This is a genomic window from Pannonibacter sp. XCT-53 (assembly GCF_009915765.1).
Taxonomy (GTDB): Bacteria; Pseudomonadota; Alphaproteobacteria; order Rhizobiales; family Stappiaceae; genus Pannonibacter; species Pannonibacter tanglangensis.
Window position 1 is genome coordinate 195710 of record NZ_JAABLQ010000003.1, and the last position, 12279, is coordinate 207988.

Annotated in this window: 14 protein-coding genes; 6 read left to right on the top strand and 8 right to left on the bottom strand. The window is 66.5% G+C overall.

The features are described from left to right. Positions 1-13: 13 nt before the first annotated feature. Positions 14-547 (bottom strand): DUF2244 domain-containing protein, encoded by a 534-nt coding sequence (locus GWI72_RS17905; RefSeq protein WP_161677604.1) that lies wholly within the window; start codon positions 545-547, stop codon positions 14-16. A gap of 22 nt (positions 548-569) precedes the next feature. Here GWI72_RS17905 and nth point away from each other — a divergent pair, with 22 nt between their 5' ends. Further along, the gene (nth, locus tag GWI72_RS17910; RefSeq protein WP_161709540.1) at positions 570-1463 is read left to right on the top strand and encodes an endonuclease III; all 894 of its coding nucleotides are present in this window, start codon (positions 570-572) and stop codon (positions 1461-1463) included. Further along, a complete protein-coding gene (locus tag GWI72_RS17915) occupies positions 1460-2026 on the top strand; it encodes a GNAT family N-acetyltransferase (RefSeq protein ID WP_161709541.1) in 567 nt (188 codons plus the stop codon). Before nth ends, GWI72_RS17915 begins: the two co-directional genes overlap by 4 nt. A gap of 40 nt (positions 2027-2066) precedes the next feature. Here GWI72_RS17915 and irrA read toward each other — a convergent pair whose 3' ends face one another. Next, positions 2067-2504, bottom strand: coding sequence for an iron response transcriptional regulator IrrA (irrA, locus tag GWI72_RS17920; protein WP_244314404.1), 438 nt, complete (start codon positions 2502-2504; stop codon positions 2067-2069). Positions 2505-2876: 372 nt separating this feature from the next. On the opposite strand from irrA, the gene fabA reads away from it, so the two are divergent. The 3 genes from fabA to fabI all read left to right on the top strand — a co-directional run bounded on the left by fabA (position 2877) and on the right by fabI (position 5589). Then, a complete protein-coding gene (gene fabA / locus GWI72_RS17925; RefSeq protein ID WP_161677601.1) occupies positions 2877-3383 on the top strand; it encodes a 3-hydroxyacyl-[acyl-carrier-protein] dehydratase FabA in 507 nt (168 codons plus the stop codon). Positions 3384-3500: 117 nt separating this feature from the next. Continuing rightward, positions 3501-4718, top strand: coding sequence for a beta-ketoacyl-ACP synthase I (gene fabB, locus GWI72_RS17930; RefSeq protein WP_161677600.1), 1218 nt, complete (start codon positions 3501-3503; stop codon positions 4716-4718). Between the two features lie 58 nt (positions 4719-4776). Continuing rightward, complete coding sequence (fabI, locus tag GWI72_RS17935; RefSeq protein WP_161677599.1) at positions 4777-5589, top strand: enoyl-ACP reductase FabI; 813 nt, start codon at positions 4777-4779, stop codon at positions 5587-5589. 170 nt (positions 5590-5759) lie between these two features. Here fabI and GWI72_RS17940 read toward each other — a convergent pair whose 3' ends face one another. Then, positions 5760-6338: an SH3 domain-containing protein gene (locus tag GWI72_RS17940; protein ID WP_161709542.1), complete on the bottom strand. Its 579-nt coding sequence runs from the start codon at positions 6336-6338 to the stop codon at positions 5760-5762. 372 nt (positions 6339-6710) lie between these two features. On the opposite strand from GWI72_RS17940, the gene GWI72_RS17945 reads away from it, so the two are divergent. Next, positions 6711-7697, top strand: a complete 987-nt coding sequence (locus GWI72_RS17945; protein ID WP_161677597.1) for a 2-hydroxyacid dehydrogenase — start codon at positions 6711-6713, stop codon at positions 7695-7697. A gap of 413 nt (positions 7698-8110) precedes the next feature. Here GWI72_RS17945 and dnaQ read toward each other — a convergent pair whose 3' ends face one another. The 5 genes from dnaQ to GWI72_RS17970 form a co-directional block, all read right to left on the bottom strand. Further along, a complete protein-coding gene (gene dnaQ / locus GWI72_RS17950; RefSeq protein ID WP_161677596.1) occupies positions 8111-8833 on the bottom strand; it encodes a DNA polymerase III subunit epsilon in 723 nt (240 codons plus the stop codon). Between the two features lie 211 nt (positions 8834-9044). After that, the gene (coaE, locus tag GWI72_RS17955) at positions 9045-9632 is read right to left on the bottom strand and encodes a dephospho-CoA kinase (protein ID WP_161677595.1); all 588 of its coding nucleotides are present in this window, start codon (positions 9630-9632) and stop codon (positions 9045-9047) included. Further along, on the bottom strand, positions 9629-10471 hold the full coding sequence (locus GWI72_RS17960) for a shikimate dehydrogenase (protein WP_161709543.1): 843 nt from the start codon (positions 10469-10471) through the stop codon (positions 9629-9631). The genes coaE and GWI72_RS17960 overlap by 4 nt, the downstream gene beginning before the upstream one ends. Next, a complete protein-coding gene (locus GWI72_RS17965) occupies positions 10468-11061 on the bottom strand; it encodes a Maf family protein (protein ID WP_161677593.1) in 594 nt (197 codons plus the stop codon). Before GWI72_RS17965 ends, GWI72_RS17960 begins: the two co-directional genes overlap by 4 nt. Before the next feature lie 25 nt (positions 11062-11086). Then, positions 11087-11935 (bottom strand): pyruvate, water dikinase regulatory protein, encoded by an 849-nt coding sequence (locus GWI72_RS17970; protein WP_348272717.1) that lies wholly within the window; start codon positions 11933-11935, stop codon positions 11087-11089. Positions 11936-12279 lie beyond the last annotated feature (344 nt).

Below are 12279 nucleotides of genomic sequence, written 5' to 3' on the forward strand. Positions count from 1 at the left end.
GGTGTGCCGCGGCTCAGCCGGCGAGAACCGGTCGACCGGCCTTGGCAGCCGCCAGCGCTGCGGTGAGCGCGCTGGCAAAGCTGGTGCGGTCGGGCGGATTGAGGAAGTCGCCAACCGGAACCGCCTGGCCCCGCGACGTCAGCAGGATGCGGGTCACGCCCTCATCCTCGAGCCGGTCCACCGTCAGCCGGACCCAGAAGGTGTTGAAGCGGAATTCCTGCCGTCGCTTGCCGGGACCGATCTTCCGGATCACAATCTCGTGAGCGTAGATGCTGACCTCCTCGCTTGCACGGGCTGCGGCGTAATTGAGCCGGAAGGCCAGCCAGACCAGAGCGATGTCGAGGCCGAAGAAGATGACGATCGGCCAGGCGCCGACGATCAGGAAGACCACCGCATGGCCAATGCAAAGCGCGCCGGTGCACAGCATCAGCGCGAGAAAGCCGTTGGGTCCGAGGGATCTGTACGGTGTCAGGACGGCCGAGAAGAACGGCCGCTCCTCCGTCACGTCGCCCCCGTCCGGCGCGTGTTTCGGATTGTCGCTCGTCATGAGCTCCCTTTATAGAGGAAGCATGAGCGAAGCAAAGACCTCCCGCCCCCGCCGCAAGACCGCCGATCCGGACCGCGCCGCCGCGCAGGGGGACAAGCCTCCCCGCACCAGGGCGTCCGCGCCGGCTGCCGGACGCCGCCGGGTGGCCCGGCCGCGCTACACCCGGGCCGAGGTGGAGGCGATCTTCGCCAGGTTCCACGCCGACAATCCCGAACCGAAAGGGGAGCTGGACCACGTCAACGCCTTCACGCTGCTGGTCGCCGTCGTGCTGTCCGCGCAGGCGACGGACGTGGGCGTCAACCGGGCAACGCGGACCCTGTTCCGGATCGCCGACACGCCGGAGAAGATGCTGGCCCTCGGGGAGGACCGGGTGCGGGAAGAGATCCGCACCATCGGTCTCTACAAGACCAAGGCGAAGAACGTCATCCTGCTGTGCGAGCAGCTCCTGCGCGACCATGGCGGCGAGGTGCCCGAAAACCGGGAAGCCCTCGAGGCGCTGCCCGGCGTCGGGCGCAAGACGGCGAATGTGGTCCTCAACATGGCCTTCGGGCATCCGACCATCGCCGTCGACACGCATCTGTTCCGGCTGGGCAACCGCATCGGCATCGCTCCGGGCAAGACGCCGCTGGCCGTGGAGCTGGCGATGGAAAAGGTCGTGCCCGCGCGCTTCGGCCTTCATGCCCATCACTGGCTCATCCTGCATGGCCGCTACATCTGCAAGGCCCGCAAGCCGGAGTGCCATCGCTGCGTGATCTATGACCTGTGCAAGAGCCCGGAACGCCAGGAGCTGGCCGAGATCCCCGACATCGCGCGGCGGACGGCGGCAGCCCAGCATGCGGATCAGGGTGTGGATCGGGACGTGGCCCAGGACGCGGACCTGGACGTGGACCGGCAGCTGGACCCGGACCGCGCATGAGCGGATCGCGGCCTTCCGCCTTGCCTCGCCTGGTGCCGCCGCGCAGCGCTCAGCTTGCCTTCCGGATGATCCTGCCGGCCGACGCGGCCTTTCTCCTGACGCTGATGACCGATCCAGCCTATTGCCGCTACATCGGCGACCGCGGCCTGAAGACGGTCGAGGATGCCCGCCGCTACATCCGCGAACACATCGCCACGCATCACACGCGCCACGGGTTCGGTCTCTGGATGGCCTCCACCCATGCCGGACGCCCGGTGGGCATTGCCGGTCTCCTGCAGCGCGAGCAGCTTGACGCACCGGACATCGGCTATGCCTTGCTGGCGGAGGCGCGCGGCCGGGGTCTTGGCCGCGAGGCGGCCTCGGCCATGGTCGCCCACGGGTTCGATGCGCTTGGCGCACCCCATCTCCATGCCGTCACCCACCCGGACAATCTGGCATCAAACCGGCTGCTTGCCGGTCTCGGCTTTCGTCTTGTCGAGGCTTCGTTCCGGATGACGCCGGAGGCTGCGCCCAGCCTGCTGCACCAACTGAAAAGGCCGGCCCCGCACGGGAACCGGCCCTGATCCAGTCGGATGGACGGGAAGGGGGTGCTGGCGTCCGGCGTCAGCGCTTCGGACGGACCCGCACCACCACGTCGATGCGCACGATCTCCATGCCCTCGGGGGCCTGCGGGATGCGGCCAATGCCGACGCCGTCATGGGGAATGTCGACGACGCGGTTCTCGCCCTCGATGAAGAAGTGGTGGTGATCGTGGACGTTGGTGTCGAAATAGGTCTTGGTGCCGTCGATGGCGACTTCCCGCAGCAGGCCGGCTTCGGTGAACTGGTGCAGGGTGTTGTAGACGGTTGCCAGCGACACGGGCACCCGCGCACGAACGGCTTCCTCGTGCAGGATTTCGGCGGAGATGTGCCGGTTGCCCTTGGAATAGAGCAGCTCCGCGAGGGCAACGCGCTGCCGGGTCGGGCGCAGGCCGGCGCCACGCAGCATTTCCGTCACGTCGTGACTGTGGTCGTCGGCCTCGTAGAAGTGATGCTCAATCATCTGCCTGTTCTGATCCGGGTTCGGTCCGTGACCTGTCGCGGCTCCCGTCCGGTCCGCAGGCGCCACCGGAGACGGATGCGCAGGCAGGGGACGTGAAACGGTGCGCAGCAGGCCGGCTGACGCGGGACTTTCACTACCTTTGCCATTTCTTGGGCCCCGAATGCAAGTTTTTCATGACCCAGCGGGATCAGCCCCCCGGTTTGCCCGGCGCGATGCAAGGCGGACGCGAGGTTCTCTCGGCAAAGCGACGATCTTTCGGAGCGGGGACCACTGTGTTAGGAAGGCCGTCGAACCTCTGAAGGAAAACCCCTCCGGGCGGATCAGCCGGCAAAAGACTGCCGGCACGCCGGAACAAGAACAAACGGGAACGGAATGACCGAGCGGCGCTCCAGCTACGATTATGAAGACCTCCTCGCCTGTGCACGCGGGGAGCTGTTCGGACCCGGCAATGCGCAGCTTCCGCTGCCGCCGATGCTGATGTTCAACCGGATCACCGAGATCTCCGAGACCGGCGGCGCCTTCGACAAGGGCTATGCCCGCGCTGAATTCGACATTCACCCCGACCTCTGGTTCTTCCCCTGCCACTTCCAGGGCAATCCGATCATGCCGGGCTGCCTCGGCCTGGACGCCCTGTGGCAGCTGACCGGCTTCTACCTCGGCTGGCTCGGCCTCGAGGGCAAGGGCATGGCGCTGTCGACCGGCGAGGTGAAGTTCAAGGGCATGGTGACGCCGACCGTGAAAAAGGTCGAGTATGGCGTCGACTTCAAGCGCATCATGCGCGGCAAGCTCGTGCTCGGCATCGCCGACGGCTGGCTGAAGGCTGACGGCGAGCAGATCTACTGGGCGACCGACCTGCGGGTTGGCCTGGCCAAGAGCTGACCCCATATCGGGCCTGCGCGCGTCCTCACGGAGGGCGCGCCTTCATTTTTCTGACGAATTAACATGGCTATGCTCCGGCCCCTGCCGGGTGATGGCTTGGAAAGACAGGAGACCCCAATGAGGCGGGTTGTTGTTACGGGCATGGGCATCGTGTCGTCGATCGGCGACACGGCGCAGGAAGTGCTGGAAAGCCTCAAGGCCGGCCGGTCCGGCATCGTCCGGGCGCAGGAATATGCCGACCTCGGCTTCCGCTGCCAGGTCCATGGCGCCCCGAAGGTCAACCCCTTCGAGGTTCTCGACCGGCGCACGACCCGCTTCATGGGACAGGGTGCGGCGTGGAACTACATCGCCATGCAGCAGGCCATCGCCGACTCGGGTCTCGAGGACAGCGACATCACCAACGAGCGCACGGGCATCATCATGGGCTCGGGCGGCCCGTCCACCCACGCCATCGTGGAAGCGGCCGACATCACCCGCGAGAAGGGCCCGAAGCGCATCGGCCCGACGGCCGTGCCGAAGGCCATGTCCTCGACCAATTCGGCGACGCTCGCGACGCCGTTCAAGATCCACGGCGTGAACTACTCGATCTCGGCCGCCTGCGCGACCACCAACATCTGCATCGGCAACGCGGCCGAGCTGATCCAGTGGGGCAAGCAGGACATCATCTTCGCCGGCGGCGGCGAGGAGCTGGACTGGACCCTGTCGGTGCTGTTCGACGCCATGGGCGCCATGTCGTCGAAGTACAACGAGACGCCGGCGACGGCCTCGCGCCCCTATGACGCCAACCGCGACGGCTTCGTCATTGCCGGCGGTGCCGGCGTGCTGGTGCTCGAGGAGCTGGAACATGCCAAGGCCCGCGGCGCCAAGATCTATGCCGAGATCGTCGGCTATGGTGCCACGTCGGACGGCCACGACATGGTGGCCCCGTCGGGCGAGGGTGCCGAGCGCTGCATGCGCCTCGCGCTGAAGACCGTCGATTGCGACGTGGACTACATCAACCCGCATGCCACCTCGACGCCGGTCGGTGACATCAAGGAAATCGAGGCGATCCGTGCCGTGTTCGGCAACAAGATCCCGCCGATTTCCGCCACCAAGGCGCTGTCCGGCCATTCGCTGGGCGCTGCCGGCGTTCAGGAAGCGATCTATTCGATCCTGATGATGCAGAACAACTTCATTGCCGCATCGGCCCATATCGAAACGCTCGACCCCGCCTTTGCCGACATTCCGATCGTGCGCGAGCGCATCGACAACGCCGACCTGAACTGCGTGCTGTCCAACGGCTTCGGCTTCGGCGGCACCAATGCGTCGGTGGTTTTCAAGAAGTATCACGGTTAACAGGTTGACGGGCCCTGCTGCCGAAAGGCAGGGCCCGGCAGTCCCACAGGAGTTTTTCATGAACGGGCTGATGAAGGGCAAGCGCGGGCTTGTCATGGGTGTCGCCAACGACCATTCGATCGCTTGGGGCATTGCCAAGACCCTTGCCGAGCACGGCGCCGAACTGGCGTTCACCTATCAGGGCGACGCCTTCGGCAAGCGGATCAAGCCGCTGGCGGAATCGGTCGGTTCCCGGATCCTCATGCCCTGCGACGTCGAGGACATCGCCTCGGTCGATGCCGTCTTCGACACCCTGAAGCAGGAATGGGGCACCATCGACTTCCTGGTGCATGCCATCGCCTATGCGGACAAGACCGAGCTGCGCGGCCGCTATGCCGACACCTCGCGCGAGAACTTCAGCCGGGCCCTGCTCATCTCCTGCTTCTCCTTCACCGAAATCGTGAAGCGGGCGGCCGAGATCATGCCGGACGGCGGCTCGATCGTGACGCTCACCTATGGCGGCTCGACGCGCGTGATGCCGAACTACAACGTCATGGGCGTGGCCAAGGCGGCGCTGGAATCCTCCGTGCGCTACCTGGCCATGGATTACGGCGAGCAGGGGATCCGCGTGAACGCGATTTCCGCTGGTCCGGTGCGCACGCTCGCCGGCTCCGTCATCTCGGATTCGCGCCTGATGTACAATTTCCAGAAGCGGCACTCGCCGCTGGCGCGGACCGTCACCCTGGACGAGATCGGTGGCTCCGGCCTCTACCTGCTGTCGCATCTGTCCGGGGGCGTCACCGGCGAGGTGCATTTCGTCGACAGCGGCTACAACATCGTCTCGATGCCGCGTCTGGACGAGCTGAAGCGCCAGGATCGCAACGACGACTGATCCGGACCTGCCGGACCGCCTCTCATGCAAAGGGCCGCGCGAGCGGCCCTTTTTCATGGCTGGCGACAGGGGATCGATCAATCGCCGCAGCGTTTGCAGCGTCTGCCCTGCACGGGCGGCGCAGGCCGGAGCGGGGCTGGGCTGGGCCGGCCAAGGCAGGGCCGGGCGGCCTATTCGATGACCTCGTCGGGATAGACGCCGAACAGGCGGGTCTGGTCGATCCAGCCGTCGTAGTCGCGGCCCTCGATCCGGCACCAGCCCTTGGCGCAGGATTTCACGTTGGCCAGCACCTTGGGTGCCAGATAGGCCACCACACCCGAATCGACATCCGGCTGGGCGTAGAGCGGCGTGGTCGTCGTGGTGCCCTGTTCCCACGGGGTCACCAGAACGGTGCGCCGGCCCGACAGGAGCGAGTGGAACAGCCAGCCTTCCTTGCCTTCCCAGTCACGCACCCGCCGCCAGTTCTCGAACTCCTGCGTGATCTCGATCGGCAGGCCGGACTTGACGTAGGTCCAGGCGACCTCATGCCCGTCGGAGGGCCCGAGGCGCACGTTCGAGCGGTCCGATTTCAGGCTGACGAAACGGGGGATGGACTGACCGCTGGCGCCGGTGCGGGTCTGGGCATCGGCGGCCGGTGTGGTGACAGCAACAAGGGTGAAAGCGAGAAATGCGCTGGAGATGCAGGAGAGCGTCCGGCCGCGCCGGGGCGCCGACGGGTGCTCGGGCTGGGGCTTGGTGTGCCTGGTCATGCCGTCCTCGTGTTTGCCATGTCCCCATGTAACGGGTTCGCCGGGCCGTTTCCAGTTGCCCGGTCCGCAGTTTGCACCGTTCTGCCCCTTCGCGCTGCCGGCCGGGCCCCCGCCGGACCGGCAGTCCCGTCGCAGCTGTTGCCCTGGCCCGTCGTCCCGACGCGCCAGCCGTGGCAAAAAGCCGCCGGGATCCGGTCTTGGCGGCCGTGTACCCGACCAAGGTCGGGGCCATGGGCCATTTGGCTCCCCTTGTATCTCTCCGACCATCTGGTAAGGAGAACGTCAGGAGCGGCGGGGCAGCGACGCCACGCCCCTTGATCGTAGGTCCGTTAGGGTTAAGGCGCCCTCAACGCAACGCAGAAGGCAAGTGGCATGGCGAAGAAGAAGCCTGTGGTTGTCGTTACGCGCAAGCTTCCGGATGTCGTCGAGACCCGGATGCGGGAGCTGTTCGAGACGCGCCTGAACGACAGTGACCGCCCCTTTACCCAGGCCGAGCTGGTCGAGGCGGTGAAGAGCGCCGATGTGCTGGTGCCGACCGTGACCGACCGGATCGACGCGGCCGTGCTGTCGCAGGCCGGTCCGAACCTGAAGCTCATCGCCAACTTCGGCAATGGCGTCGACAACATCGACGTGGTCACCGCCAACAACCGCGGCATCAACGTGACCAACACGCCGGGCGTGCTCACCGAGGACACGGCGGACATGACCATGGCGCTGATACTGGCCGTGCCGCGGCGGCTTGCCGAAGGCATCAAGGTCATGAACACCGGCGAGTGGTCCGGCTGGTCGCCGACCTGGATGCTCGGTCACCGCATCTGGGGCAAGCGCCTCGGCATCATCGGCATGGGCCGCATCGGTCAGGCCGTGGCGCGGCGCGCCAAGGCCTTCGGCATGTCGATCCACTATCACAACCGCCGCCGGCTCCACACCGACATCGAGGAAGCGCTCGAGGCCACCTATTGGGAGAGCCTCGACCAGATGCTGGCCCGCATGGATGTGGTGTCGATCCACTGCCCGCATACGCCCGGCACCTATCATCTGCTCTCGGCGCGCCGCCTCAAGCTCCTGAAGAAGGACGCCTATGTGGTCAACACGGCGCGCGGCGAGGTCATCGACGAAGGCGCCCTGATCCGTCAGCTGGAAGCCGGCGAACTGGCCGGGGCCGGCCTCGACGTGTTCGAGCATGAGCCTGCCGTCAACCCCAAGCTCACGCAGATGGACAAGGTGCTCCTGCTGCCGCACATGGGGTCCGCCACGCTCGAAGGCCGTATCGAGATGGGTGAGAAGGTCATCATCAACATCAAGACCTTCATGGACGGACACCGCCCGCCGGATCGCGTCCTGCCGTCGATGCTCTGAACCAGGGCCCCGGCAGCTCCGTCCGGCATGTTGGTCTGACACACGGAAAACCCCGGCCCTTCGCCGGGGTTCAGACGACTGACAAACTCCGGAGTTTCGTCAGTTTGCCGTCATTCCGGACAAGGTGAGCGTTCCGCGAACCGCAGATCCGGAATCCAGCATGTCTGTGCGAGCGCAAGCGAGCCCAAAACCAAGTCACCTTGATACGACTTGCGACCGACAGGTATGGCGCGCTTCGCGCGGCTGATGTCTGGATCCCGGCTCGGCGCTTCGCTGACGCTCAGCTGGGCCGGGATGACTGTGAGCAGGTTTGTCAGCAGTCTGAACCCGGCCCTTTGCCGGGGTTCTTTTTTGCCGCTGCCGGCTGCCTGTGGTCCGGCCTGCTTGCGGCAGATCGCAAGCCTTGCGGCGGATCACGTCTCGCTTGCCGCGTATTTCTTCCAGAGCGCGCCGTCGCCCATGCCCTTGATGAAGGCGGCGTGGCGCTCGAGGTCGGCTGAGGTCAGGAGCGGGGCGAGCGGCTGCGGGCGCTGGCGCGCCGGAGCGGTTGCCGCAAGCCCCTCGTCGGCGCCGCCGCTCCGGCCCGAGGCTGCTCCTGAGTCCATGTCGAAGCCAAGCGCGGTCTGTCGGCCGCCGATCAGCTCGAGATAGACTTCGGCGAGAAGCTCGCTGTCGAGCAGCGCGCCGTGCTTCGTCCGGCGCGAGTTGTCGATGCCGTAGCGCGAGCACAGGGCATCGAGCGAGTTGGGGCCCATCGGATGCTTGCGGCGGGCCAGTTCCAGCGTGTCGAGCACCTGGGTGCGCGGGATCGGCGGCCGTCCGACGCGGCCAAGCTCCATGTTGATGAAGCCCATGTCGAAGGAGGCGTTGTGGATCACCAGCGTCGCCTCGCCGACAAAGGCGAGGAAATCGTCGACCACCTCGGCAAACTTGGGCTTGTCCGCCAGAAACTCCGTCGACAGCCCGTGCACCGCAAACGCGCCTTCGGGCACGTCGCGTTCCGGGTTGATGTAGACGTGGAAGGTGCGACCGGTCGGAACGTGGTTGAGCATCTCCACGCCGCCGATCTCGACAAGCCGGTCCCCGTTGCGGGGATCAAGGCCGGTGGTTTCCGTATCGAAGGCTATCTCGCGCATGGGTCAGTCCGGTTGGTTCCGCCACAGGCTGGCAGGCGAAGGGGTGACCCAGACTCGCCCGCAGGCCGCAGCGGCGCAACGCCAAATCTCGGGTTATCCCGGCCCCAGTCGGCGCCTGTCAGTCGGCGCCTGCCAGGCAACGCATGCCCGTCAGCTCGTCATGCCGGCACCCACCGGGCCTCAGGCCCGAAGAGACCGGGATTGCCGGGCTTTATGCCCGGCCGGCCACCGCCCGCAGCAGGGCGGCAACCGCACGGCGGGCGCTTTCGGGACCGAGCCCGGTGTCGATGAGGAAATGCGCGCGACGCCGCTTTTCGGCATCGGGCATCTGCCGGGCGACAATCGCCTCGAAGCGCTCCGGCGTCATGCCGGGCCGGGCAAGGGCGCGGGCGCGCTGGACCTCGGGGCTGGCCGTCACCACGGCCACCGCGTCGACCCGGCGCTCGCCGCCTGTCTCGAACAGCAACGGGATGTCGAGCACGACGATGCGCCGGCCCTCCGCTCTGGCGCGGGCGAGGAAGGCCAGTTCCTCCTCGCGCACCAGCGGATGGACGATGGCCTCGAGACGGGCGATCGCCTCCGGCTTGCCGAGCACCGCCTCCCCGAGCCGCAGCCGGTTGACCGTGCCGCCCTCCACCGTCCCGGGGAAGGCCGCCTCGATCAGCGGGGCGGCCCGCCCGGCGTAGAGCGCATGCACGGTCGCATCCGCGTCATGCACGGGCACGCCGGCCTCGGCAAAGAGCTTCGCCGTGGTCGACTTGCCCATGGCAATCGAGCCGGTGAGACCGAGACGGATCATGCGCTGCGGTCCAGATCGGCGAGGATCAGCGCCCGCAGGTCCTCGTCCACCGTCGGGCGCACGCCGAACCAGCGTTCAAACCCGTTCACGGCCTGATGCAGGAGCATTCCGAGCCCGTCGACGGTCCTGTTGCCCCGCGCCCGTGCCGCGCGCAGGAGGCCCGTTTCCAGCGGAACGTAGACGGCATCGGTCACCAGGGCTGTCGCGGGCAGGCCGGAGAGGTCGATGTCCAGCTCCGGCTTGCCGGTCATCCCGAGCGAGGTCGTGTTGACCAGAACCCGCGCCTGTCCAAGCACTGTCCCCAGCTTGTCCCAGCCATGAGGCACAACATCCGTGCCGAAATGATCCGCAATGGCCCTGGCCTTGTCCTCGGTCCTGTTGACGACATGCACCGGCGTGAAGCCGCGCGACAGCAGGGCCCAGACAATCGCGCGGGCGGCGCCGCCGGCCCCCAGGACGACGGCCGGTCCGGGATCTGCGTCCCAGCCCGGGGCGCCCTCGTCGAGATTGCCGAGAAAGCCGAGCCCGTCGGTGTTGGCGCCGCACAGACGGCCCCCGTCCAGCCACAGCGTGTTGGCCGCGCCCATGGCGGTTGCTGCCGGATCGAGCCAGTCGCAGAGGCTTGCCGCGATCTCCTTGTGCGGAACCGTGACGTTGCAGCCGGTGAGCCCGGCGGCCGCGAGGTCGCGATAGAAGGTCTCGGCGTCTTCGGGGGCCACGGGAACGCGACCGTAGTCTCCGTCAATGCCGTGTTTCCTCAGCCAGTATCCGTGGATGAGCGGCGAGCGCGACTGGGCGACGGGCCATCCCGTGATGGCGGCGCGGCGGGTCGTGGTCACGGCGCGATCTCCCCGAGGCGGCGGAGTTCGCCCAGCAGCGGCAACAGGGGCAGACCGAGAATGGTGAAGTAGTCGCCCTCGATGCGGTCGAACAGGCGGATGCCGACATTCTCGAGCTGGTAGCAACCGACGCTGGACAGGATCGCCTCGCCGGCGAGGTCGAGATAGGCGTCGATCTCGTCCGGCGACAGGGAACGCATGGTCAGCCGTGCGGTCGAGACGGTCTGCCACAGCGGCGTGCCGCCTCGGGCCAGGACGACGGCCGAGTGCAGGTCATGCGTCTGGCCGGCCAGGGTCTGGAGCTGACGCCGGGCCGCGTCCCTGTCGGCCGGCTTGGTGAAGCGGGTGTTGCCAAGGCCGAGCACCTGATCGGCGCCGATCACGAGATCCTGCGGCCGGCGGGCGGCGACGTCGAGCGCCTTGGCCTCGGCCAGAACGCGGGCAATCTCCTCGGGGGCGACGCCGGCATCGAGCAGCGGCAGCTCGACGGCACGTTCATCGACGGTGGCCGGGTCGACCGTGAAGTCGAGCCGGGCATTCGACAGCAGCGTCGCGCGGATGCGGCTGCCGCTGGCCAGCACAAGTCCCATGTGTCCTGTCTTTCTGCTGGTCCGGTCAGGCGAGGTCGGGGGCCCGGCCGGCATTCTTGAAATGGCGGAAGAGTTCCATGATCTCCGCCGCTGTCTCTTCAATGGAGCGGCGGGTCACGTCGATCAAGGGCCAACCCTGCTCGACGCAGAGCCGGCGGGTGGCGGCAATCTCGCGGGCAATCTCGCGGCGATCGACATAGAGGTCGTTGTACCCCTCCGAGTTGAGGGAGAGCACCCGGTTCTGGCGGATCTGCTGGATGCGTTCGGGCGAGGCGACGAGCCCGACGACGAGCGGATGCGACAGGCGCGTCAGTTCGGCGGGAAGGGGGATGTCGGGCACAATCGGCACATTGGCACACTTGATGCCGCGATTGGCGAGATAGATGCAGGTCGGCGTCTTGGACGTCCGGCTGATTCCGACCAGCACGATGTCGGCCTGGTTGAGGTTTTCCGCGATCTGCCCGTCGTCATGCATCATCGTGTAGTTCAGCGCGTCGATGCGCTTGAAATACTCCGCATCGAGGGCGTGCTGCCCGCCGGGCCGGCGCGTGAAGGGGACGTTCAGGTAGGACTGGAACACCGCGAAGACGGGATCGAGGATGTTAACGAAAGGGATACCAATTTCGCGGCAAAATCGTTCGAGGCGTTCGGCAATTTCCTTGTCGACCAGCGTGTAGAGCACGATGCCCGGTGCCTGCTCGATCTGGCCGATGACCCTGTCGAGCTGCTTGTGGGTCCGGACGAGGGGGTACATGTGCTCGATCGCGCGGACCGCCTCATACTGGACGGTCGCGGCACGCGCCACGGTCATCAACGTCTCGCCGGTCGAATCGGACACGAGATGGAGGTGGAAGTAGTGTCTCGATTTTCCCACAGCAAACCCTCGCCCATGTTGATGGCCGGGGACAACCGGTCCGCGCCGGCAAATCCATCCCCGCTTGCCCGATTTCATTAACAGATCGTAAAATGCGGGCAATCGTTGCCGAAACGGTCCGTGGCATCTGTGGATCAACAGGTCCGCTTTCGGCCACCCTCAGTTTATCCACGCAGGCCACAAGTCTTAAGCAAGCCTTAACGGATCGTCAAATCCTTGATCTGGCTCGGTTTTCGGAACCAGCCGGATTCCTTCCCCGGAGTTTGTCCAGACCGCGCGACGATTCATCCCGGCGCGAAAAGTCAGAGGACGGATTGTGGACAACGAATGATCCCGGTAATCCA

Bases quoted from the DNA above. Each gene is read 5' to 3' on its own strand.
- GWI72_RS17905 (WP_161677604.1), bottom strand. From the start codon at position 547: ATGACGAGCGACAATCCGAAACACGCGCCGGACGGGGGCGACGTGACG.
- nth (WP_161709540.1), top strand. From the start codon at position 570: ATGAGCGAAGCAAAGACCTCCCGCCCCCGCCGCAAGACCGCCGATCCG.
- GWI72_RS17915 (WP_161709541.1), top strand. From the start codon at position 1,460: ATGAGCGGATCGCGGCCTTCCGCCTTGCCTCGCCTGGTGCCGCCGCGC.
- irrA (WP_244314404.1), bottom strand. From the start codon at position 2,504: ATGATTGAGCATCACTTCTACGAGGCCGACGACCACAGTCACGACGTG.
- fabA (WP_161677601.1), top strand. From the start codon at position 2,877: ATGACCGAGCGGCGCTCCAGCTACGATTATGAAGACCTCCTCGCCTGT.
- fabB (WP_161677600.1), top strand. From the start codon at position 3,501: ATGAGGCGGGTTGTTGTTACGGGCATGGGCATCGTGTCGTCGATCGGC.
- fabI (WP_161677599.1), top strand. From the start codon at position 4,777: ATGAACGGGCTGATGAAGGGCAAGCGCGGGCTTGTCATGGGTGTCGCC.
- GWI72_RS17940 (WP_161709542.1), bottom strand. From the start codon at position 6,338: ATGACCAGGCACACCAAGCCCCAGCCCGAGCACCCGTCGGCGCCCCGG.
- GWI72_RS17945 (WP_161677597.1), top strand. From the start codon at position 6,711: ATGGCGAAGAAGAAGCCTGTGGTTGTCGTTACGCGCAAGCTTCCGGAT.
- dnaQ (WP_161677596.1), bottom strand. From the start codon at position 8,833: ATGCGCGAGATAGCCTTCGATACGGAAACCACCGGCCTTGATCCCCGC.
- coaE (WP_161677595.1), bottom strand. From the start codon at position 9,632: ATGATCCGTCTCGGTCTCACCGGCTCGATTGCCATGGGCAAGTCGACC.
- GWI72_RS17965 (WP_161677593.1), bottom strand. From the start codon at position 11,061: ATGGGACTTGTGCTGGCCAGCGGCAGCCGCATCCGCGCGACGCTGCTG.